Origin of the sequence: Desulfovibrio sp. ZJ746, assembly GCF_011039155.1 — a bacterium.
Classification (GTDB): domain Bacteria; phylum Desulfobacterota; class Desulfovibrionia; order Desulfovibrionales; family Desulfovibrionaceae; genus Desulfovibrio.
In genome coordinates this window covers 225,598-248,017 of the sequence record NZ_JAAKEK010000001.1, presented here as the reverse complement: position 1 = coordinate 248,017, position 22,420 = coordinate 225,598, and the positions used below count along the sequence as shown (strand labels likewise).

Annotated in this window: 17 protein-coding genes, 1 tRNA gene and 1 pseudogene; 9 read left to right on the top strand and 10 right to left on the bottom strand. The window is 52.5% G+C overall.

What is annotated here, in order from left to right:
* Window positions 1–252 precede the first annotated feature (252 nt).
* Window positions 253–3,147 (bottom strand): ATP-dependent DNA helicase, encoded by a 2,895-nt coding sequence (locus G7Y54_RS01175; RefSeq protein ID WP_165076032.1) that lies wholly within the window; start codon window positions 3,145–3,147, stop codon window positions 253–255.
* Between the two features lie 227 nt (window positions 3,148–3,374).
* On the opposite strand from G7Y54_RS01175, the gene G7Y54_RS01170 reads away from it, so the two are divergent.
* On the top strand, window positions 3,375–4,301 hold the full coding sequence (locus tag G7Y54_RS01170) for a hypothetical protein (protein ID WP_165076027.1): 927 nt from the start codon (window positions 3,375–3,377) through the stop codon (window positions 4,299–4,301).
* Window positions 4,301–5,536, top strand: coding sequence for a hypothetical protein (locus tag G7Y54_RS01165; RefSeq protein WP_165076022.1), 1,236 nt, complete (start codon window positions 4,301–4,303; stop codon window positions 5,534–5,536). Before G7Y54_RS01170 ends, G7Y54_RS01165 begins: the two co-directional genes overlap by 1 nt.
* Window positions 5,537–5,905: 369 nt before the next feature.
* Here the strand turns inward: G7Y54_RS01165 and G7Y54_RS01160 are convergent, their stop codons facing one another.
* The 3 genes from G7Y54_RS01160 to G7Y54_RS01150 form a co-directional block, all read right to left on the bottom strand.
* On the bottom strand, window positions 5,906–8,743 hold the full coding sequence (locus G7Y54_RS01160; RefSeq protein WP_165076014.1) for a DUF927 domain-containing protein: 2,838 nt from the start codon (window positions 8,741–8,743) through the stop codon (window positions 5,906–5,908).
* A gap of 82 nt (window positions 8,744–8,825) precedes the next feature.
* A complete protein-coding gene (locus G7Y54_RS01155) occupies window positions 8,826–9,056 on the bottom strand; it encodes a DNA-binding protein (RefSeq protein ID WP_165076008.1) in 231 nt (76 codons plus the stop codon).
* Window positions 9,057–9,092: 36 nt separating this feature from the next.
* Window positions 9,093–9,707: an inovirus-type Gp2 protein gene (locus G7Y54_RS01150; RefSeq protein WP_165076001.1), complete on the bottom strand. Its 615-nt coding sequence runs from the start codon at window positions 9,705–9,707 to the stop codon at window positions 9,093–9,095.
* 495 nt (window positions 9,708–10,202) lie between these two features.
* Between G7Y54_RS01150 and G7Y54_RS01145 the strand changes: the two genes are divergently transcribed.
* Genes G7Y54_RS01145 through G7Y54_RS01135 form a run of 3 tightly spaced genes read left to right on the top strand, consistent with a single transcriptional unit; the run spans window position 10,203 to window position 12,428 of the window.
* The gene (locus G7Y54_RS01145) at window positions 10,203–10,853 is read left to right on the top strand and encodes an ERF family protein (protein ID WP_165075998.1); all 651 of its coding nucleotides are present in this window, start codon (window positions 10,203–10,205) and stop codon (window positions 10,851–10,853) included.
* 9 nt (window positions 10,854–10,862) lie between these two features.
* Window positions 10,863–12,026 (top strand): GxxExxY protein, encoded by a 1,164-nt coding sequence (locus G7Y54_RS01140; protein WP_165075995.1) that lies wholly within the window; start codon window positions 10,863–10,865, stop codon window positions 12,024–12,026.
* 18 nt (window positions 12,027–12,044) lie between these two features.
* Complete coding sequence (locus tag G7Y54_RS01135; protein WP_165075992.1) at window positions 12,045–12,428, top strand: hypothetical protein; 384 nt, start codon at window positions 12,045–12,047, stop codon at window positions 12,426–12,428.
* On the opposite strand, the gene G7Y54_RS01130 is transcribed toward G7Y54_RS01135, so the two are convergent.
* Window positions 12,425–12,715 carry a type II toxin-antitoxin system RelE/ParE family toxin gene (locus G7Y54_RS01130; RefSeq protein ID WP_165075989.1) on the bottom strand — a complete coding sequence of 97 codons (291 nt, stop codon included), beginning with the start codon at window positions 12,713–12,715 and terminating at the stop codon, window positions 12,425–12,427. The genes G7Y54_RS01135 and G7Y54_RS01130 overlap by 4 nt on opposite strands.
* Window positions 12,712–12,972, bottom strand: coding sequence for a ribbon-helix-helix protein, CopG family (locus tag G7Y54_RS01125; RefSeq protein WP_165075985.1), 261 nt, complete (start codon window positions 12,970–12,972; stop codon window positions 12,712–12,714). Before G7Y54_RS01125 ends, G7Y54_RS01130 begins: the two co-directional genes overlap by 4 nt.
* Before the next feature lie 76 nt (window positions 12,973–13,048).
* Here G7Y54_RS01125 and G7Y54_RS01120 point away from each other — a divergent pair.
* The 4 genes and pseudogenes from G7Y54_RS01120 to G7Y54_RS01105 form a co-directional block, all read left to right on the top strand.
* Window positions 13,049–14,014: pseudogene (locus tag G7Y54_RS01120) on the top strand (AAA family ATPase); the annotation flags it as partial.
* 387 nt (window positions 14,015–14,401) lie between these two features.
* Window positions 14,402–15,067: a hypothetical protein gene (locus tag G7Y54_RS01115; RefSeq protein ID WP_165075940.1), complete on the top strand. Its 666-nt coding sequence runs from the start codon at window positions 14,402–14,404 to the stop codon at window positions 15,065–15,067.
* A 14-nt stretch (window positions 15,068–15,081) separates the two neighbouring features.
* The gene (locus G7Y54_RS01110) at window positions 15,082–16,164 is read left to right on the top strand and encodes a DUF3150 domain-containing protein (protein ID WP_206214869.1); all 1,083 of its coding nucleotides are present in this window, start codon (window positions 15,082–15,084) and stop codon (window positions 16,162–16,164) included.
* Window positions 16,165–16,168: 4 nt separating this feature from the next.
* Window positions 16,169–17,965, top strand: coding sequence for a VWA domain-containing protein (locus tag G7Y54_RS01105; RefSeq protein ID WP_165075935.1), 1,797 nt, complete (start codon window positions 16,169–16,171; stop codon window positions 17,963–17,965).
* Window positions 17,966–18,226: 261 nt separating this feature from the next.
* On the opposite strand, the gene G7Y54_RS01100 is transcribed toward G7Y54_RS01105, so the two are convergent.
* The 4 genes from G7Y54_RS01100 to G7Y54_RS01085 form a co-directional block, all read right to left on the bottom strand.
* On the bottom strand, window positions 18,227–19,516 hold the full coding sequence (locus G7Y54_RS01100) for a hypothetical protein (RefSeq protein ID WP_165075931.1): 1,290 nt from the start codon (window positions 19,514–19,516) through the stop codon (window positions 18,227–18,229).
* A 15-nt stretch (window positions 19,517–19,531) separates the two neighbouring features.
* Window positions 19,532–20,800, bottom strand: a complete 1,269-nt coding sequence (locus tag G7Y54_RS01095) for an integrase arm-type DNA-binding domain-containing protein (protein WP_165075926.1) — start codon at window positions 20,798–20,800, stop codon at window positions 19,532–19,534.
* A 206-nt stretch (window positions 20,801–21,006) separates the two neighbouring features.
* Window positions 21,007–21,096 (bottom strand) — tRNA-Ser (locus G7Y54_RS01090).
* 58 nt (window positions 21,097–21,154) lie between these two features.
* Window positions 21,155–22,369 carry a bifunctional 3,4-dihydroxy-2-butanone-4-phosphate synthase/GTP cyclohydrolase II gene (locus tag G7Y54_RS01085; RefSeq protein WP_165075905.1) on the bottom strand — a complete coding sequence of 405 codons (1,215 nt, stop codon included), beginning with the start codon at window positions 22,367–22,369 and terminating at the stop codon, window positions 21,155–21,157.
* Window positions 22,370–22,420: the final 51 nt, after the last annotated feature.

Below are 22,420 nucleotides of genomic sequence, written 5' to 3'. Positions count from 1 at the left end.
TTTGCAAGAGTAATTTTTTTTTTGTTTTATGTCAATAAAATGTTGCATGAAAACAAATTCCCATATTTTCCATTATTATAATCATTCTAACATAATAAGCTATTTCTTTTAATATATAATAATTTCCTTTTTATATTATTCAATAATATATTACTTATCAATAGTATATAATTGTACAATGAACTTAAAATTAATAATACAATTTATAAAACAATTTATGCAAATAATTATTATTTATAACTTATTATAATACTACAAGTTACTGTTACAAAACGCTTGCAAGTCACACTCTTTGCACAGCTTGGCTGGGCGCTCCGTGACCCCAAATTCCCGGCGCTCCATACAGCCCACCACGGCGTCCACGTCGGCGATGGTCTTGTCCACGGATTTGCCGTCAAAGGGGAAGCGGTAGGTCGGCACGCCGGATGTTTCGCCGGTATAATAGAGGTTCATGGCGCTGACCTCAAGGCCGTGGCGCTTCTCCACAAGGTAGGCGTAAATCTCCAACTGGCGGCGGTAGCGGTCGAGGATATGGCGCTCCGCGTACTGGTCGGGCTTGGGCGTGGCCTTGAAATCCACAATTTCCACGGTATCGCCCTTGCCCTGGATAAGGTCGATCTTGCCCGTCAGGATGTACTCGTCCCGCACGAGGGACACGTCCACTTCCGTGCCGCGAATGTCCTCCCAGTTGCCGTGCCTGCGCTCCACATAGCGCAGCACATGGCCGAGCGCCACCTCCCGGATTTGCGGGGAGAGGTACACGCGCTCCTTGTGGCTCAGGTTGGCGTAGTTCACGTCGAACCAGAGGCGGATATTGTCCTCGGTCACGCTTTCCGGCTGCTCGCGCAGGACGGCCTTGTGGATGTCCTCGATGGTCTGGTGGACAAGCTGGCCGAACAGCATGGGGCCTTCGCGCACCGGGCTGAACTCCCAGTATTTGAAAAACTGGTACTGGCGTGGGCAGCCCTCATAGAGCAGGACGTGGGAGGTGTAGGAATAGCGGCCCTTGATACCCGCTGGCTGGACGGCATCCACCTTGAGCGCCGAAAGGTCGGCCGCGCGCCAGTCCGGGAGCGGCGCATAGAACTTGTGGAAGTATTCAGTGGGGGTGCTGAGTTTGCCACGCTTGGTGCGTTTTTCCTGACAGGTGAGGACGAGCAGGTTCTTGGCGCGGGAAAAGGCGGTGTAGTAAAGGCGCTTGAAATCAAAATCCTTCATCCGTTCCAGCGGCTCAAAGGGTGGCCGCTCGTGGTGGCGCGCCTCAAGGGCTTCATCCAGCTCGCTGTAATTCTTCCGGGGAGTGGCGTTGAGCGAGCCAACGATGGTGACGGGAAACTCCAGTCCCTTCGCCTGGTGGATGGTCATAAAGGGGACGGCCCCGCCCGGCGTGGTGTCGTCAGGGTCTTCAAATTCCGTGATGCCGCCGTCCTTGATGTAGCGGAAGAAGTGGTTGAACAGGTCGCCGACGTTCTTTTCCAGATAGTCGGGGTGCAAAACCTGGATATGGTGGAGATATTCAAACTTGACCAGAAGCTGCGAAAAGATGGCCAGATTGCGGGCCGGGCGCTCGTCCCGCGCGGAGGTGCCCAGCTCCAGAAAGGCCGAAAACAGGGGGAACTGGATCAACTGGTAGAACAGGGCGGAAAAGCCGAAGTCCAGCGGCTTGTTGTGGGAGAGCATCCCTTCGATTTCATTGAAGCGGCGCACGCACCAGTCCTTCAGCTCCTTGTTTTCCGGCTGGCGCAGCTTGGCACCGAACTGGCGCAAGCAGGAGTCATAAAACTCCCAGACGGCGAGCGGGCGGTATTTGGCCTCCCACTTTTCCCGCACCTCTTTAAAAATTCGGAAGATGAAAAGGAAGGCCCCGAGCATGAGGCGCACCTCCTCCCGCTCAAAATAGAGGTCAGAGCGCGGCGCATAGACCGGGATGCCGTGTTCTTCCAGATAGCTGGCCAGCGCCTTGGCCTTCTCCGAGCGCACGGAGCGGAAAAGGAAGGCCACCTGATTCCAGTCGCTGAGGTTGGTCGCCTTGAGCGTTTGCAGGAAGTCCAGCACTTCCTCATGCCAGTTTTGCTCATCCGCGCTGCCGGAAACGCGCAACACGGGCGTGTCCAGCGCGGGCTTGCCGGTGGGCGGTTCGATCTGCTTGGGATGCCGGAAGTGCTTGCCGCTTTCTCCCTCCCAGGAAAAGTCGTCCACCGAGCCGTCCATCCAGCCGTTGTAGAAGGCGATGATGCCGGGGTCAGAACGGTAATTGACAGTCAGCGAATGGACGGCGCACTTGCCCTTGGGGAAGTGGTCGGCAAATTCCAGGATGTTGCGGATGGTCGCTCCCCGGAAACGGTAGAGGCCCTGGTCATCATCGCCCACCACGCAGATGTTCTGCTTCTCGTCCAGCAGGGAGAACAGCAGCCGCTCCTGAATGGTATTGGTGTCCTGATACTCGTCCACCATGACATAGCGGATTTTTTCCTTGAGTGGCGCAAGCACAGTGTCCGGGTTTTGGGTGAGCAGCCGGTACGCTTCAAGCTGGATCACCGAGAAGTCCAGCAGGTTCTCCTGCTCAAGCAGTTTCTGGTAATGATCGTACCACTTGCCGAGCGCCTGTATGGCTTCGTCCGGGTCGGCCATGAGGGCGTCGGCGGAAAGCATCTCCTCGGAGAGCTTGTTCATCCAGCGGCAGAGCAGGTTCGCCTTATTCCAGCGGCTGGTCTCCTTCTCATCCTTGAGCAGCAGCGTCACCGGGGCGAGGTCCTCAAACTCGCGCAGATGCTGGAAGAAAAAATAGCTCTGGTCAAACTGGTCCATCACGGTGAAGTTTTTCTTCAGCCGCGTGAACTCTCGATGCTCCTCAAGCAGCCGCAGGCATATGGAGTGGAGCGTGCCGATGTACATTTCATCCACATTTACGGTCACGCCTTCCTGCATGAGTCGCCGAGCCACGCGCGAAATGATTTCCTTGGCGGCCTTCTCGGTGAACGTAGCCACAAGAAGCTGCTCTGGCTGAACGCCCTTGTGGACGACCAGATGCACGATGCGCTCGACAAGGGTGAAGGTCTTGCCGGAGCCTGGCCCGGCAATGACCAAGAGCGGCCCCTCGCCATGGGCGATTACGGCTTGCTGCTGCTCGGTAGGGCGAAAGTCCATGATGGCCTCTGGTGTTTATGCGCTTGGGGGCACTTGCTAAAAGGCACTATACGGTTTAGGTAGAGAAATATCTACGAGATAATGCTAGATTAGATACGCCAAATGATGAGGCAAAAAAGTTTTATGCTAACTGTAAGCTAGTAATGTTAAGCAAAGATTAGCGCGTATGCCGTTTTGCTCTTTGGCATTTAAGAGTCAAGCTGATACAAAAATTGGGAGGTGTTAATATGAAGATACGCTTATTAATAACTTTATTCATATTATTTTTTCCTTATACCATCTATGCGTCCGATGTACATACAATTGTTCAAAAAGCTGAAAAGCTGTTCGAGATAGGTGATGTTGACAATTCTGTTGAGCTTTTTGAAGAATGTTACAGAGATACACAGAATACAATTTGTATTTTACGCCCTTTGGAGATTCTTGAGACGGCCTATTCTTCACTACCAAAACCTACTCACAACACGATTACCGTATTTACGCCTGAAAAAACTAATATCTCCTTGGTAGAGTACATAAAAAAGGAAGCTATTGAATTTTTTACACCTAGTAACCTTATTTCAATAGCTATTACTCCGTTTGCCCTTCCTATTTCTTTTAAAGAGGATATGGCTAGGTATTCTAGACTATATCACTTCATATCAAGTAAAAATTTACCAGGATCTCCTATCCATATTGCAACTCCGGAGGACGTATCAAAAATATCATCCTCCATCTCTTTCTTCAAGAGCTGGACGCAAAAATTAAATCACATCGCACGTGATTGTTATTCACGCGATGATCAGGAAATTTGTCTAGGATATATGAAGAAAATCGCTTCATTACGGAAAGATTTAGATTCCTATTACCGAAATTTTTTTTCCTATGAAGTTGCAAGTCCAATTCTGGCCAAGACACAGCAACTCATATTCATCGCCGATACCTCAAAAATCATCGGTGTCGACGAGAATGTTTTACGTGATGCCGCGAGGTTGCTTGGCACGTTGAATGATGATCTTTTTCTCTATATAAATCAGGAGGTGCGTAACCAGTTTCTTGACGTATACAAAAATTTAAAGGAAACGGCAGGAAAGTCCCAGATAGAGGAAATGGCGGCAATCCAAACCATGCAGGACAAATTTATCAATAACCGCTATTCGGAGCCTATGTTTTGATGCGTCAAGCTCTAATCTTTATCTTTATCATCTTGATTACACCGACTCTCTGCACGGCTAAATCAGGTCAAGCCCATGTTTTTGATATGCTATCTATAGTTTTTGAAAATGCCAATATACAATCCCCAGAGGTTAGAGCTTACCTGCACGAATTTACAAAAACAATTGACAATTTTGAAGTAGTAAAGGCTCTCCCGCTTGGTCCTGACGGACATAGGCTTTATGGTCATTGGGGTTTTTCTGATGCAATCCCTTTTAATCGGGAACCGCTAAAAGGGATGCTGGAGAAAATCGCCGCATCGGAAGGCAAAGAAGCAGCGAATGCTGCAAAAGAAAAAATCATACGCGCATGGCGACACGATGTAGCCAACATGGAAAGACTCGCCGCAAGAATGCTTGGGGTGGAAGGACGGGTAGCCAAAGGGTTTGCAGGTCTTTTGTACGACATTCATCTCCTTGGGGATTATTCGGGTGTAAAACTTGGTGCACTTCAAGATGAGAGAGCCCTTAAATATGATCTTTTAAAGAACATCAATCGCGTATTCGGGAACAATTCTGTAGCGGCTAAGGAAATTGCGAGTGGTCTTGAGGCTGTATACAAAGCCGGCAGAACGCCTGCACAGAAGTCTGCAAAAATGCTTGAATATCTCACGGGGTCGAAGGAATTCAAGTCTTATTTTCAGGCTCTTTTACAAAAGGAGAGGTTCGTATCAACGCTGCTTAAATTCCCAACAAAGATTGATCTCAAAGGGGTAAAAAAATTAGATGACCTTAAGAATCTCGTAAAATCACATGTAAAATCTGACATTAAGCTGGCTCCTGCCCTGATTCAGGAAGGACGCATACTAGTCGCGCTGAAAGGAGGAGCCGGTGCAGGGCTAGTGCTCTTTGCGGTGGACAGCGTGCATCCAACGTGGCAATTTATTAAGGGCAATATGCTGAAGCCTGAGTATGAGGAAGCTATCATTCAGGCAGCCATAAACGGCACAGCAGTAGGTGGTATGTCTGCTGTGCTGGTCATGCTCGGGGCAAATCCCGCTGGTATTGTGCTTGTCGGAATTGCCACAGGGACCTACATAGCCGTTGACAAATTACAGCAAATTTATAAGGAGAAAAGAAATAGTAAATATCTTTCAAAAGATGACTTACTTATTTTTGGCATCAAAAAAGACAGTATTCTTGACATCAACATTGATAAAGGAATTCCCTTGAATGTTGAGAACTGGTACAAATAAATATAATTGTTATCCCTCTTTTCTATTTTCATCTCCATAATATTAAAAAAATTACTATAGTAAGTCAAGCTAGTGCCAGTCATACTGGACGTATAATTTTCCCTATAAATTGTCTGCACCACGAGAATAACGACAGTTTTTGCCGTTATCAGACTTTCGACAAGCGAGATACGCAGCTTGACGAGCTTCATCCTTCATCCCACCCATTGTGCGCCGTGCGCTTGTGCGCCTCCCAATGTCCCCTTTCCGTTGCCTCACTTCCTGCCCTTCGTGCAACGCACACCGCACACAGCGCACAACAGCCCGTTCAGGCTTAACCCTTGGGAACTCCGCCGGGTGAGTCCGGCGGAGTTCCTTACCTATCCTACGTCAAAACACATTGCCTGGATTGGGATCATACGGATTGAAGGGCTTATCTAAAGCCTGATTCGGCTTTTCCACTTCTTCCGCCTTCCCAAGCCATGCGCTTGGTCGGAACCCAAAGCCTCGGATGTTCTGGCCGCCGATGGACTTCGTGACCATGATGGTTCCTTCCTTTGTAGTAAGCAACATCCCGCGCTCCCTCATGGTATCAAGTAGTTCATTGCGGTTGACCCACCCCACGAGCTTGGTAAAAATCTCGGCCTTGATGAAAAACTCCACTTCGCCATCCTTTTTCCAATAATAACCGTGGAGTTCCGGGTAGCGCGAGCCGTCCCCGTAATTGTCAAGATTGTGATAGTTGCTTTCCCTGCGGAGCGCCCATTCATCCTGAATGGCTTTGATCGCTTTTTCCACTTCCAGATTGCCCGTGCCACCGCGTTTTTCCATCCAAATCGCAAACCACTCCTCAGCGACCTTTGCAGCGTCTTCGGGAGACCACGGCAAAAGCCCATGACGGGCTGCAAAGCCACCGGCAGCAGCAATCAAGCCAAATTTGATAGCAACTCGGTGGATTTGCCCCACGCCCTCTTTCGGGCTTACCCGCTCCACGAAGCGCCGCGCGTCCTGAGTAATTTCCTCGACGTTGGCATGAAGCTCAGCAGGATTGGCCCCACAGAGAGCGGCGATGAAGGCCCGGAGCAACGTGCCGTAAGCTTCCTTGGACGCACGCTTAAGGTGCTCACTCAAAGCCGCAGGCGAGCGGAAGCCGTGCAGACTTTTGAATACGTTTTCTCCGTTTGGGCCGAGCACGGGCAGGTTGATAGTGCGAACTTCTTGTCCGGCCATGACCTTGTGGCGTCCTCCAGCCTCGATTTTCTCCCCTGTGGGAACCTCACCCGTGGACATGTAATTTAGCCGCCACTGAAATGCTTTTTTAGCAGTGGCATCTGCCCGGAGCCTTTCCTTGCCCTGACCATTGGTAAGCATGTAAATGGCTTGGAATACCGTGTCGCTCGTGGCTTCGCCGATTTCGTCCAAGACAAGGAGCCCGTCGTTGTGCCTGGCGGCGGTACTTTCCAGCGCATTAGCGGTACTTCGCCACTGGGTCAGATAGCCCTTGCCCGGCTTACCGCCGCATACGCTACCCGCGACTAGAGCCAGCGTGGATTTTCCGCTCGAGGAAGGCCCATAGAGATGAAGCCCACCGCCCTCTTGGCCGCAGCGTCCAAGTAAAATCGCAGTTAGGGCGTATTGCACCACGAGCATGGGCAAGGGATTTCCCACGCAGTAGCAGCCGATGCGCGAGATCCAGTCCTCAAGCGTGCCAGAGACCTGAAAGGCCCCAATTTCGCCAAGGTACTCAGGTTTTTTGTCATAATGGCCGATGACAATATCTGGGAGCACATAGCAATCGCCGACCCACCCGAGCGATTTCACGCCGACCTTGATACGGGCAGGAGATGCTTCTCGAAAATAGAGTTTGAGCAAGGCGCCCGCATGTTTATGCGGGGCCAACTCTAGCCCATGCTCACACAACACTCCGAGCAGCGTATCGACATTGGGCGACATGCACTCTCTCAGCGGAATGGTAAACTGGTGGTATTTACCATCAGGAGCCCTCACCTTGACTTCTCGTGACCACCCAGTGCCCTCAGCATTGCAGACCCTGGCCGTTGAGAAAATGGGGCTACAGACCCAAGCTTCATCGTGACCTTCCATATCCCAACCCTTGAGGGAGTAGAACAGGCCATTCTGGCGTTCCTGAAAATGCTCCATCAAAGCTGCGCCAGCCTGCTCTTTTTCCTCCAAGTCATAGGGGGCATGGGCGCCGCAGCTTCCATCACAGCCATGTAGTTGGGCAATCTCGGCACAGGTGACGAGCCTTCGTTCCTGCATGGCTTCAATAAAAGCCACCCTGATGGCCGACTCTGTGGCTCCAAGCACTTTCTGACCCCATTCTTGGGCCATTTTCATTCCTTCCTTGCCAAGCGGTGCAAGCAGCCCGAAGAGGAGTTTCTGTTTTTTCTCGTCAACATTTTCCGGGTGTGCCATGCAGGATTTGAAAAATGGGCACTTGGTCACGGACTCCTTGCGTATATTTGGAGCGAGTAGCTCACACCGGGCGAACATGATGGCGTCATAAACCCGATGAAGGCTCGTAATCTGAGGCGCGACAGAATCGACAGGAAATTGTCTTCCTTGCTCCACGCTTGACCACAAATCTGCGGGATACATGTTCATAAACGATTTGTAGTCGACTTCCACGGTAAAATTATCGCCGTGATTGATGCCAGGCTCAAGAAACATGAACGGCCTATTGAGGGAATAGGTGTCTTCGCGTACATTGAAGCCTACCAGCTTAGGCGGCTCGAAACAACTCAGCCTCGTGCAGGTAGCCATCTTGGCTCTGGGTTCATCTTGGTAGCGGACTAGCCTGTCAGCCATTTGGCGATGGTAAAGTGGGAGCAGCGGGACACCGCAATCTCCGCCAAAGACGGGCGCAGGAATACGCAGATAGACCGAGCCTCCTGAGTCGAGATAGTACCGAAGCATCCCCGGATCGATGTCGCTGTGCATGGCTATGATCCCTTCGACGATACGCCGCATGGCCTCAAGCGCGTCCCTGCGATCCTGGTGGTCGGTGGTCACAATCCAAAGGTCGCCAAAAATAAAAGGAGCAGGCTCATTGGGGTTCGGAGGGTTAGAATAAGCGTATATGGAGCGGTAAGGCATCCCCTGAATGATGGAATCTTCTAAGTTGGCTGGGGTATTGATGATCCAGTCATGCTTGCCACGCAAGACCTCATCCTCAGCTACTTGAATAAACGCAGTTCGATTTTTCATTCCTACTCCTTTTGGGAGGTATGGTTATGCTTCGGGATATTCCTCAGCATACCATACCCCCAAAGTAATTTATTGATTGAAATTAGGCATCGCTAGTAAAGCGGGATTCGAGCCAGCCCAGAAAATCCTCGCGCTGATACAGTACCTTCTTCCCAATACGCTCCTTTACACATGGGTCAACGCCTCTGGCATCGTAGTTAGCAAGTGTCTTTGCAGTAAGAAGGCCACCAAGATGCTTGGCGGCAACATCGCGAGTGAAAACAGCAGGGAGGCTTTCACGAAGGGAAGTGATGAGCGGATGTTCCTTTTTCATATTGCTCCTTTAGGGTCGAAGGTGGAGGAGTGGTGTCTAGCGCCAATTTGAAGGAAGTCGTGAAGCTGAGGAAAACCGTGCACCCTTGGCTTTGTATTCCTTGCTGCTCGCCTTAGCTAGATAGCTTGCTGCGTAGGTGGCCTCGTTGCGTTTATCCTCAACATGAGGGTCATTTCTGTCGATGAATATGCCCTTCTCACCGTTGCTCTTACAAAACTCAACAAGTCCATCATTCGCATCAGGAATCTGACGTTTTACAACTTTCTCAAGAGTCTTGAATATCCCATATCCGTTTTTGGTTATATTCCCGTTTACCAATATATCCAGGTGGACATGCTCTTTTGCAGCCTGTGCTGTTCTCTCAGCCGTCCAGACATAGTGCATATCTACTTTGTTATTACTATTATTCTTGCTCTCTAGGTTCCTTTTTGTTGATTCAAGGATACGTGTCATTTTCTTTCTAAGAGGAACTTCGCTATCGATAGGTGTGTGTATGTCTAATCTCACGGAAAGAACTCTTGAGTGCATCTTTTCCATGTACTCTAGTATATCAATATACTGGTCTAAAGTTTTGATATTACAAGGAAGGTTGTTATTTTCACCTGTGTTGATTCGATAACCACGATACGTTTCTTCAATAGTCGTTTCCATTATTTTCTCCTTGGTCTTGTTAATGTTCGTTTCTGTTGTACTACTCATCCAAGCTATAGTGTACCTCATTTTTATTTTACATAGGATACTGGGATGGAAAATGTAGTAGAGAATTTAATTGAGTAGTTTCTATATTTTTTATTTATTGTAGAATGATTTATATATTTTATATATGGCATATCTACTAGAATATATTAATTAGGATATTACCAATTAAGCGGGGAAAATGTTGATGACTCAACACAGGGAGTATCAGGTTTTTATTTTGAAAAATGTAGAAAATATCAGGAGTTTATTTTTGCGATAAAGTTTATACTTTGCATAACAAAAAGAATGAATAACAATCTTCGTAAATATCAGTGTGCGCCTGTGCGCGTGCACCAAGCAAGTAGGAACAATGTGTTTCATCCGTATTCGCAGCTATATTACTTCTTTGAACAGGGGAGCAGATTTCCTGTTCGAGAAGAATAATTAGCAAGCAAAATCGGAGGAACCATGCAGGAGATGAACTCGCAGGACACTACGAAATTGGCAAAGGCCCTGCTCAATGTGCAGCGGCAGTTGCTGCCCGCTGCCAAGGACGCCACAAATCCGTTCACGAAGTCCAAGTACGCCACCCTCAACTCGGTCATGGCCGCGAGCCGTGAGGCGCTGCTCGAAAACGGCATATGGATGTGTCAGTGCCCGGTGCCCGTGGATACGCCCGGAGCCATCGGCCTGATGACCAAGCTCACGCATACGGAATCCGGCCAGTGGCAGAGCTCCATCGCCGTCGTGCCGCTCCCCAAGGCCGACCCGCAGGGCATGGGGAGCGCCATTACCTACGCTCGCCGGTATGCGCTCACGGCGATGCTCGGGCTTGTCACGGAAGACGATGACGGTGAAGCAGCCTGTGGCAGGAAGGGCGGCTCGACACGTACACAAACGCCTCGGAGGCTGGCTGGCAATCGACAGGAGGCTGCTCAGGAGCCTGCGGAACTTCCGGCGCTGGAGGGCGTCACCTATCAGCGCGTATCGGCGCAGGATGGCCGTGAGTGCATCGTGGCCAGCGGCAACACCCAGCCCAAGAAGGAGATTCTCTCTGGCCTGGGTTTTCGGTGGAACGCCCAGCGGAAGTATTGGTGGAAATACGCGGACGCCGTTTAGGAGGCTGACATGTGTGAGACTGGACGCGAAAAGGCCCTGCTGGAGGTTCTCCGGCGGGGCCTTGAGCTTCATGGGCAAAAACAGACAGAAGCTCAGCTTGGCGACCGCTCGGCTTATCTGGGCATGAGCGACATTGCTCGCTATGCGGACTGCCCCCGTGCGGCTGTGGCAGGAAAGTTGGCTGAGGCCGACACGACGGTGGAGCGCCTGCTCACGCTCCAGCGCGGGCATTGGTTCGAGGATGGCATCGCTGGCTCGCTGGCGGCAGCGGGCCTGAGCTTCATGCGGCAGGTGGAAATCAGCGACAGCTATGCCGGTGTCCCCATCCGGGCGCATCTTGACCTCGCCCTCGTCTGGGAAAAGCCCAAGCCTGCCGTGCGCGTGCTCGAAATCAAGAGCATGGAGACGCTGCCAAAAGAGCCCTACGAGGCCCACGAGCGGCAGGTCATGGGACAGGTGGCAATGCTGGATGAGCTGTGGGATGCCCCGAGATTCACGCTGAGGCGGGAGGATGGCTCTATTGCGCATGAGAAGGTAGGCTTCCCGGAGCTGTGCCGCCGTGAACTGGGGCTGAACCTCCCTGATAACCCCGAAAAAGTATCCATCGAGGGCTGGCTGCTCTGCGTGTCGATGCGATACGCACGAGCCTTTGGGCCGTATCTGTGGGACGCTCACGCGCTGGAGAGGCTCAGGGAGCAAGCGCATGAGTATTGGGCTTTGCTTTCCGGCGTCAAGGAAGGACGGGCTGCCCTGTCCGACATTCCGCACGCCACGGGCTTTCATCCCCTCTGCACGAGCTGCCAGTTCAACGGGGACTGCCCCAAGTTTCCTCAAGGGGCAAGCCAGCCGCAATGGGAGCCGGCGCTCGATAAGCTGGAAAACCTCAAAGAGCGCCGCTCCGAATTGGATGGCGAAATCAAGGAGCTTGAAGCCGTCCTCAAGGTGGCGCACCAGCTCGCGGGCACGCAGGACTGGATCAATACCGGCGGGCATCGTTTCAGGGTAAGCGAGATAGCCGGGCGCAGCGTACTCAACCGCGACACGCTCAAGGAAGAGCTGGCGGCGATCTTCTATTCGGAGCACATGGACGACATCGACGTGGACGCGCTGCTTGCCCGCCATGAGCGGGCAGGTGCGCCTTCTTCGAGGCTTACCGTCAACGCGATCAACTGACAGTGACAGGAGGAAATCATGGGCTATCGGTCTGATGTGGGCTTGGCGCTGACCAGGCACGGGGTTGAGACCCTGGAGAATAGGCTGGCGTCACCTGAACTCGGCGAAGGAGTCCGCAAGCGCGTCCGGGAGTTCTTTGACTACGCGGACAAGCACGCCAAGGACGAGGAAAGCGGCCATGAGGCGTGGTACTGGGACTACCTCAAGTGGTACGACGATGACCCGGCGCACTTCCCCGAGGTGGACTTCATCGAGAAGCTCATGTCGGAGCTGCCGTATGAGGATTTCCGCTTCATCCGTATCGGCGAGGACTACGACGACACCGAGTTGCGCGGCGGCTTCTGGGAAAATCCCTTTGATATGGAGCTGGGGCGATATATCAGCTTTTCCGAGGCTGTCTAGCCGATGTCCTCGGGAGGGTATTGCTGGGCAGTATGAAGGACAATGAGGACAACGATGTCCTCATTCCGTTGTTCATAGACAAGGACATAATTGGAGCGAACCACAACTTCCTTTGTGCCCTCAACTCTACCTAATCGGCCAGATTGAGGAAACATCGCTATGCGCTCAATGGCTTTTGAAAATTCGTTATCTAACGCGATGGCTGCTTCCGGGTTGTCTCTGGAAATATAGCGAATAATCGTATTCCGGCTTTCAAGTGCAGGAATTGACCAGATAACGCTAGTCATTTTCCACCAGACATCATTCTGCGAAGTTCAGCACAACGCTCTTGAGCGATACGCGTTGCCTCCTCATTGGAGACATATCTGCCTTCCTCATATGCCTTGCGCCCCTCCTCAACCTTGGCCCTGAACCAGCGGTCATACTCGCAATAATTGTCGATAGCTTCCCGCAGGGCTTCCTCGCGGGAAACGGAATTGGCCAAGGACGTGGCATCGAGGCGGGCAAGCATATCCGCGTCAATGGAAATCTGCGTCTGAGCCATAGCAACCTCCACCATGAAACCTTACCCCGCAGGCAGCCTCCCGTCAAACGGAGGCTGTCTGCGTATGGAGACCAGCATGAACATGATCCATGAAGAACTCTCCGCCCTCCAACCCGTTGAACTGGATGCGGGGCAGGTATTCAGCGGTAAAAAGAGCGGCACAATCGTTAGGGGCTACGCCGCGCCCTCCAGCTACACGCCGGCCATCGACCCCGGCTACATCTTCCATGAGGCCAGCCGGGACCTCGTGGTCTGGTTCCTCGACCCGCGCGACCCGCTCTACGTCTTTGGCCCCACGGGCTGCGGCAAGACCTCCTGCATCAAGCAACTGGCCGCCCGGCTCAACTATCCCGTCTTTGAAGTCACGGGCCACGGGCGGCTCGAGTTCGCCGACCTCGTGGGCCATTTGAGCGTCAGGGACGGCAACATGGTGTTCGAGTACGGCCCGCTCGCGCTTGCCATGCGGTATGGGGGCCTCTTCCTCCTGAACGAAATTGACCTCACCTCCCCGGAAGTGGCCGCCGGTCTCAATGGCATACTCGACGGCTCACCCCTCTGCATCGCCGAGAATGGCGGCGAACTCATCGCTCCCCATGCCGGGTTCCGCTTCGTGGCCACCGCCAACACCAACGGCGGTGGCGACGACACGGGCCTCTATCAGGGCGTGCAGCGACAGAATCTGGCTTTTGCCGACCGATTCATGCTCTGCGAGCTCGGCTATCCCGCTCCCGAAGTCGAAAAGTGCCTGCTCGGGGAACGCTTCACGCAGCTTCCCGAAGCCCTCTGCGCCACGATGGTGAACTTCGCAAACGAAGTCCGCAAGCTCTTCATGGGGGAGGACGGCGGCAGTTTCGGCACAAGCATTGAGGTCACGTTCTCAACGCGCAGCCTCTTGCGCTGGGCTGACCTCACCCTGCGTTTCCAGCCACTCGCGCGACAGGGCATCCAGCCCGTGACCTATGCCCTCGACCGGGCATTGGGCTATCGCGCTTCGGCGGAAACCCGCGCCATGCTCCACGAGCTTGCCCAGCGTATGTTCCCGCAGCATGGCGGCGAACAGCCGGAGGAGACTGTCAGCCCGGACAGCGGCGACACCCTCACAGGCGCAAATGGCGTCCGCTTCCTGACGACGAGGCTTGCTGCCGTCCCGCAGGACAAGGATGTGCGCCTGTACCTCCGCAAAACCACGATGACGTCTGAAGGCTCCCGGTCAAAGGACTGGATCGGTTCCATCGTGCCGGAGGGACTGCGTATCGCCTTTGGGCGCACCCATGCCGTCAACCAGAGCCGCTTCTTCGCCAAGGACAAGTGCCGTGAGAACGACCCGCGCAAGGAGTTGCAATACCGAGCGGGCAAGAAACTCCGTGAGGGCTACGTTATCGTTGAAGCCCTCACCAACATTTAAACCAAAATCTCAAGGAGATTCCCCATGTCCTATCAGGTTCGAGTGAATGCCCTCTCGCTGGGCCATGCTCTCAGGGACGCCGCCCTCTATGCCGGCAAGAACGAGGCGTGGGAGGCCACCGCCCACATCCTGCTCATCTTGCCGCCCAAGCAGAAGAAGCTGGCCGTCATCGGCTGCGATGGCAACGGCTACTATGAACGCCGCCTCGCGCTCGTGCAGGAAAAGGGCGCACCCAAGCCCTCGTTTCCGAGGAAGGACAAGGCCGTGCTTCTGGGAGCGCAGGAAGCCGCCCTGCTCGTGAGATTCTGCAAGAGCAAGGGCGTCGCTACGCTCACGGTGAATGAGGAAAAAGGTCAGGGCTACCGCCTTTCCGTGGCCCTCCCGGACGGCAGCTCCACCAGCGTGGCCTGCCCCGCCAATCTGGAAGTCCCGGCCTACGACCAGATAACCACCAACGCCGCCAAGGGCGAAAAACAGGCCATGTCGCCCGCCAACGTGTGCATCCCGGTGCGGGAGCTGGGTCGCGCAAGCAAGGTCTTCCCTGTGCCCGTGGGCCAGACCATCCCCATGTCCGTTGCCAGGTGGAAGGACGCGGGGTGCCTCGCGCAGCTCAAGTACCATTCCGATGCGGACGACGCGGACATCCGCGTCATCTTCGTCCTCAGCCTCCCCGAAGCCAAAGCCGCCTAAAAAAGGAGAATCACATGAACAACATTCTGCACTCCGACATCCAAATCCTGGACAACCTCTTGGCCGTCAACCTCGACATCAGCCTCTGGTCGGCCCGCAAGAAGATGACCCCCGAGGACTTGGGCGGCGCTGAACTGCCGCCCGAAGACCTCGCCTCCCTCGGCTCCAAGCGTGTGGCTGACCCGGAAAGCCTGCGCATCTTTTCGACCCTCAAGTCCCGCGCCTTCACCTTCCTTGACCGGCACGGCGTGCGCTTCATGTCCGGCTGGGCCATTCCCGAAGAAAAGGCCGGGGACATCGTGGCCGAGCTCATCAGCATCCGGGACGAGTTCCGCGCCGCCAAGGAGGACTTCCTCGCGGCCTACGACACCTCGCTGGAAGCGTGGATCGCCAAGCATCAGGAATGGGCGTCAATCATCCGCAATTCGGTCGTTTCCTCGGACTATGTGCGCGGTCGCATGGGGTTCCGCTGGCAGCTCTACAAGGTGGCCCCGCTGGAAAGCCATGCGGATGAAAACGCCGTGCTGGAAGCCGGGCTCGCCGACGAGGTGACAGGGCTTGGTGGTACGCTCTTCTCGGAGGTGGCCAAGTCCGCGCAGGAGATATGGCGGCGCGTTTATATGGGCAAGACGGAAGTCACCCACAAGGCGCTCTCGCCGCTCAGGACTTTGCATGGAAAGCTGGTGGGCCTCTCCTTCGTGGAGCCCCATGTCGCGCCTGTGGCCGACATCATCAAGGCCGCCCTTGGCCGGATGCCCGCCAAGGGCACGATAACGGGCACGGACCTGCTCCTGCTTCAGGGGCTGGTCTGCCTGCTCTCGGACAGCAAGGCCCTTGTCCTGCACGCCCAGAAGCTCATCGAGGGCTACGGCCCGGCCACGGTGCTGGACGCGCTTCTGGCCGGTGGACAGACAGCCCCGGCCACATCGTCCTCAGAGTCTGGGGGCGTGGACGGTATCGATGGACAGGAAGAAAGCCGGACAGACGGCAGCCAGCCCGAAGACAATAAGGGTTCGGATAGCGATGCGGAGCCCGTCCTGCCCGAGCTTCCCGTGCCCGCGAATGGCATGGATATTCCCAGCATGGGGCTGTGGTGATGCCATGATCCAGAACAAGGACGTAATCAACTGTCTGCCATTACTGGCTTCGGTGCTGGGAGACCGCTACGGCGTGCAAGTGCAAATCGGCGGCTACGAAGCTTGTACGAATGGCAAGATAATCCGCATCCCGGCGCTCCCCGTTGACTGTGGCAAAACAGCACTGGCGCTGGCCAAGGGCTATATCGACCACGAATCCGCCCATATCCGGCACTCGGACTTCGGCGTCATTCGGCAACCCGGTCTGGACAAGTCAACGCGCTACCTGTGCAACGCCATTGAGGACTGGCGCGTGGAGCGCCGCATCTCTGCAATATACCCTGGATGCCGACAAAACCTGGACTGGTTGATACGGCGGTTCTTCGTTGAGGAAGTGGACACGGGAGCCGGGGAGAAATCCCCGGCTCTCGCCGTCTTGAGCTATGTCCTGCTGACGGTACGCTCATGGGACGTGGCCGAGGTCAATGGCCCTCGCACACGCACGCGCGCACAAGTGGAGGAGGCGTATCCGGGTCTGGCTGAAAAGCTGGACGCGGTGCTCGACCGGGTGTGCCATGATTGCCCGGACACGGCTGCGGCCCTCGAAGCCGCTAGGGAACTGGTCGAAATCATCCGGGCATTTCAGCCTGAGGAACCGGCAAAGGGACACCAAGGAGGTGGTGGCCAAAAACAAAACGGCAAGGAGCAGGGAGGGCACCAAGCCCCCACCGCCTCTGCCACCAAATCTGAAGAGCCTGAAAAGGAGGATAGGCAAGACCCAGCGCCTAACGCCTCGGCCTCTGCCGGAGAAGATGACGGCGGCGATTCGGCAACAAAGACGGAGCAGCCTGTCTGCTCTGCCCTTGAAGGCGAAGCACAGCAGGTTGCGGATACAGGAACCGGCGAAGGAGGTGATGAAGCCGGTGAGGGGGGCAACGGAGCCGTTGATTTGGGCGCGTTCCTTGACACCTTGGACGAGGACAGTCTGCTCCGGAACTTTGGGGAGCGCATCGCTGCGGAACTCGCAGACGCGGGAGCTTCAGCGCCGGCTGGCGGCGGTGTAGCGGTTGCCACACCCGGCTTTCGGGTCGTCACCGAGCTCGCTCCTGAAGAAATAGAGCGGGCGTTGCGCTGCTCCATCGCGCTCAGGAAGCGGCTCCAAGGGCTCCTCCAGGCACACGAGCTCCGGCATGTGGCAATGGGCAGACGAGGCAAGCTGGACGACCACAAGCTGTACCGTTTGAGTTCCGCAAACCCACGGGTCTTCAGGCGAGAGGATAATCAACCGGGGCAAAACTCCGCCGTTCATGTCTTGCTTGATTGTAGTGGGAGTATGTCTGGTGTTCCCATCCAGCTTGCTCGGCAGTGCTGCTATGCCGTGGCCAAGGCTCTGGAGCCCATCAAGGGTGTCAATGCCGCAGTCACGGCCTTTCCGGCAATCACCGACCGGGGAGAGGATGGCGTCAAGCCGCTCGTGCGCCACGGTGAAAAGGTCACAACCCAATTTGGAGTGGAAGGCATAGGGGGAACGCCGCTTGCCCCAGCCCTTTGGTACGTCTTGCAAACCCTCTACGCGCAAAAGGAGGAACGAAAAATCGTCATTCTCATCACGGATGGCAGGCCCGACAACGTTCCAGCGTGTCATACCGCCCTCAGCAGGATGCGGGCTCTCGGTATGGAGGTGTACGGCATAGGTATCCGGCTGCCTCTCATCCTGACGCTCCTGCCTCGGACGAGCAAGGTCATCTTTGAGCTGTCTGAGCTTGCCCCTGCGGTGTTCGGCCTATTGCAGGGGGCGTTGCTCAAGGGGGTGGAGCGATGACCATACCGCTCGATTTCTGCCGTGGGTCTGGGTGGCTGAACGGGCTCATGCGCCTTGGCTGCCGACCGAAACCGAAAACCATGCGGCGCATCCCGTGCCGCTGAAAACCTAGGAGGAAGCTATGATTACGTGGATTCCCGTGGCCATTGCCGTGTTGCAAGTAATCAAGGAGAGCATGGACGATTAAAAAAGTCCTAGTGGGGTAGTTGTGACTACCCCACTAGGACTATATATATTAAAAATAAGCAGAAATATATAGACTTACTTTAATTGACAAAAAGATTTCATTTCAATACTATTTAACGTACCATTATAACATCTAAAAAGATATTTGATTTTTGCGTCTTCAGTTCCTTCGTCTTGTTGCATAAATTTTTTAATAAAATTTATGCTAATACTACGTATTGATTGTTTATTATATATATATTTTTGATCCCAAATATATAATCCATGAATTCTTGAATTAAATGTAATTTTATTATGCTTATTTTTAGAGTCTATCATTTTAATAAAATAAGCTATCTCATTCATTGAATATGTCATTTCCTTATTTTCCTTATAGAAAAAAAGCGCATTTAGCAGGGTTCCATATACGTAATTCGCTATTTGTAAGGAATCTAAATTACTTATTAATTTTATGTCTATGTTAATGTTATGGTTAATCTCATCAGTATTAATATTAATTAATTCTCTTATGAACTCATCATCATTTATTTTAATAGGTATAAAAAAGAAGTGAGATAAATTTTGTATTGTATAATGATTACAGATAATATTATCAATACTTGTTAATTTAAATAGATCGGTCATATAAAGGGAATATTTATCTATTATGTATTTATAAAGCATTAAAAATCCGTCATCTAAATTTGAATCTAATACATTATTAATAATTCTTAATGTGTTACTAAATTTATTTTCTTGATATTTAATATTATATGGTTTATACATCGATAAAGGTTGAACATTATATAAAATCCTTTCACAGTAATAGTCAGTTATTGGATTTAAATTTTTTAAGAAAAATATATCATCATCCGTTATATACTTGGAATGAGAGTATTCTTCTGGATTTGATATAAATTTTCTTATTTTATCAATGCTAATATGAAAATAGGACTCAATTGTTTTATAAATATTATATCCGAACCGCTCAAAGGAACAAATAAATTTATCCTTCCCATATATTTTCTTTATATCAAAATTTAATTTATCTTCGTTTAAAATAAAAATATTTTCTATGTAATTTCTACATTCCTCATTTGAATTAAATATATTTCTTGTATATCTATAATTTTTTTTTGGTTTTATACTTGTATAATAGCAATCTAAATAAAATTTTCTTTTTAAATATTCTCCATATACAAATATTCTTTCCGAATCTTCTTGATTAAATTTCTGCGGCTCTATGCGCTCAAATTTATCTTGATATTCCTTTGGAGGATTTGGATATTCCTGAAGGTTCCGCATTGTTACATAGTCAACAGGGGTACTATGTCTATTAAAATTATGCATCCCTTGTTGTCTAGCCTTAGCGTATTTAAATTTCATATACCACCTTCGTTATCAAGAATAAGCAATTTCTGTTTTTAATACTAGAGGTGGAACTTTATCATTTTTTTCTAATGCATCAAGTGTATCACACCACCATTGAAAAACGTACCTCATTACCTCTTTATACTGAGCTCTATTATAGGCATTCTCTACAGCAGATCCAGAAGAGTGAGCGAGTCCACGCTCTACCAGTTTATCAGGAAGACCATATTCACGGGCAAGTGAGCCCCAAACCTTTCGCCAACCGTGAATACACATTTTACCTTTAGGTATTCCAGCCATATGAAGGGACTTGTTTACGCCTTCTATAGATAAATGTCCACTTTTTCGCCCAGACGGGAATACATATTTGCTAATAGAGAAGTTGGAAAGATTTAACAATATTTCATATACTTGTTTTGATAGAGGGATTATAAAATCCTTTCGTTTTCCTATTTCTCCCTTCATGTGCTCTGCTGGGATACGCCATTCCATAGTTTCAAAATTTATATCTTTCCACTCAGACATCAGCATTGATGATGCTCGAAGCGGCACCTTGGGGAACAAGAGGAGTGCTGCACCCATATGAGGTGAGCATTTTCCAAGCTCAACGTATTTTGTTATTTTTTGTAGCATTTCTGCAACGCCAACCTTATCAGTGATGGCAGGGAACCCTTCAAAATTTATATCTCTTTTGGGCTTGGGAAATAGTCTAGGTAGATCTTCTGCGATATTGTATTGATGATAGCCATTAATTTTTGCGAAACGGCATACCTGATTGATGATTGTACCTACTCTATTAGCCATCTCCCTATGTCCAGAATTAGCAATTTTTAGACAAGTATTTTTTAAATCGGTAAAGTTAAGTTTGCTATATGGAATTTTGCCTAAACTCGGGAGGATATGCTTGTTCATCCTACCTATAGTAGATTGGATAGTCTTATCATCTTTATCATTTTTCCAAAACTCTAGCCATTCCTGCGCAATCATCCCAAAGGTTCGCTCTTCATACTCCGTTTTCTTCCAGAGTGCCTTCTTTTCGGCAATGGAATCAACTCCCGCTTTGAGTAACTTTTTCTCCTCAATTTTTAAAGTCCTGGCCTCGGCCAGAGTCATGTCCTCATGGCCCAAGACTCGTTTCTTCGGAACGCCATTAAGCCGTCCGCGCACAAACCAGATACCCTTGTTCTTTTCAGACACTGAAAAAAATAGGCCGCCTCCATCTCTCAGTTTCACAGGCTCCCCTTTTTTAAGGGCTGCCTTAATCTGTGTGGACGTGAGCAAATTTTCAGGGCGTGGCATGCCTTACTCCTGGACTGTGTACTTTTCAGATGTGTATCTTTAAGCCTTAATCCCTGAGCCGAAGATACACATTAAAGAACACATTGTCAGCTGGATGGGTACACTTAAGGATACACAACGCGACACGAAAACGTACAAACTAAGATGAAAAAAAGAAGTCCTTTCGGATGGTTAGCCACCAAAAAGGACTTCATTGAATAAATTTGTGGCGGAGGGAGAGGGATTTGAACCCCCGTGGGGCGTGAACCCCAAGTGGTTTTCAAGACCACCGCTATCAGCCGCTCTGCCATCCCTCCGCAGGGCCGGGCGCTCCGCATGTGGACGCCCGGGGCGAAATGCGCGGCGCGGGCGCGCTCAGTGGCAACGGATGCCGTTGAGCAGGTGCGCCATCTTTTCCTTCTTGGTGCGCAGGTAGGCCTCGTTTTCCGGGCAGGCGTCGATCTCGATGGGCACGCGCTCCACGATCTCGATGCCATAGCCGGAAAGGCCCACTATCTTCTTGGGGTTGTTGGTCAAAAGGCGCACCTTGCGGATGCCGAGGTCCACCAGCATCTGCGCGCCGGTGCCGTAGTCGCGCAGGTCATCCGGGAAGCCGAGCATGCGGTTGGCCTCCACGGTGTCGTAGCCCTGGTCCTGCAGGGCATAGGCGCGGATCTTGTTGGCGAGGCCGATGCCCCGCCCCTCCTGGCGCATGTAGAGCAAAACGCCCCGGCCCTCGTTCTCTATCTGGCGCAGGGCCGCGCCGAGCTGGCCCCGGCAGTCGCAGCGCAGGGAGCCCAGGGCGTCGCCCGTGAGGCACTGGCTGTGCACGCGCACGAGCACGGGCTCCGGGCCGCTGATGTCGCCCTTGACGAGCGCCAGGTGCGTGCCCGGCTCCATCTCGCTCTCATAGGCGTGCACGGTGAAGTCGCCGTACATGCTCGGCAAATGCGCCGTGGCGTCGCGCCTGACGGAGACCTGCCCGCGCTCAAGCTTGTGGCGGATGATGTCCTTGACGGCCACGATCTTGAGGCCGTGCTCCTTGGCGAACACCTCGAGGTCGGGCATGCGCGCCATGGTGCCATCGTCACGCATGATTTCGCAGATGACGGCCGCGGGCTTGAGGCCGGCGAGGCGGGCGAGGTCCACGCTGCCCTCGGTCTGGCCGGTGCGCGCGAGCACGCCGCCGGCCTTGGCGCGCAGGGGGAAGACGTGCCCCGGCGAGACAAGATCTTCGGGCCGGGCGCCGTCCGCCACCGCCGTCCTGATGGTGGTGGCGCGGTCGGCCGCGGAAATGCCGGTGGTGATGCCCTCGCGCGCCTCAACGGAGACCGTGAAATTGGTGCCGAAGCGCGAGCCGTTGCGCTGGGTCATCATGGGCAGCCCGAGCTTGTCCACCAGTTCCGGCGCCAGCGGCAGGCAGATGAGGCCGCGCCCGAACTTCGCCATGAAGTTGATGGCCTCGGGCGTCACATGCTCGGCGGCCATGGTCAGGTCGCCTTCGTTCTCCCGGTCTTCGTCGTCCACGAGAATGACCATCCGGCCGGCCCGGATGTCGGCAACGGCCTCTTCAACGCTGCTCAGGGGCATGATCTCTCCTTCCTTCTCCGGCGGAGATCCGCCGGCATTCTCCCCGCAAAG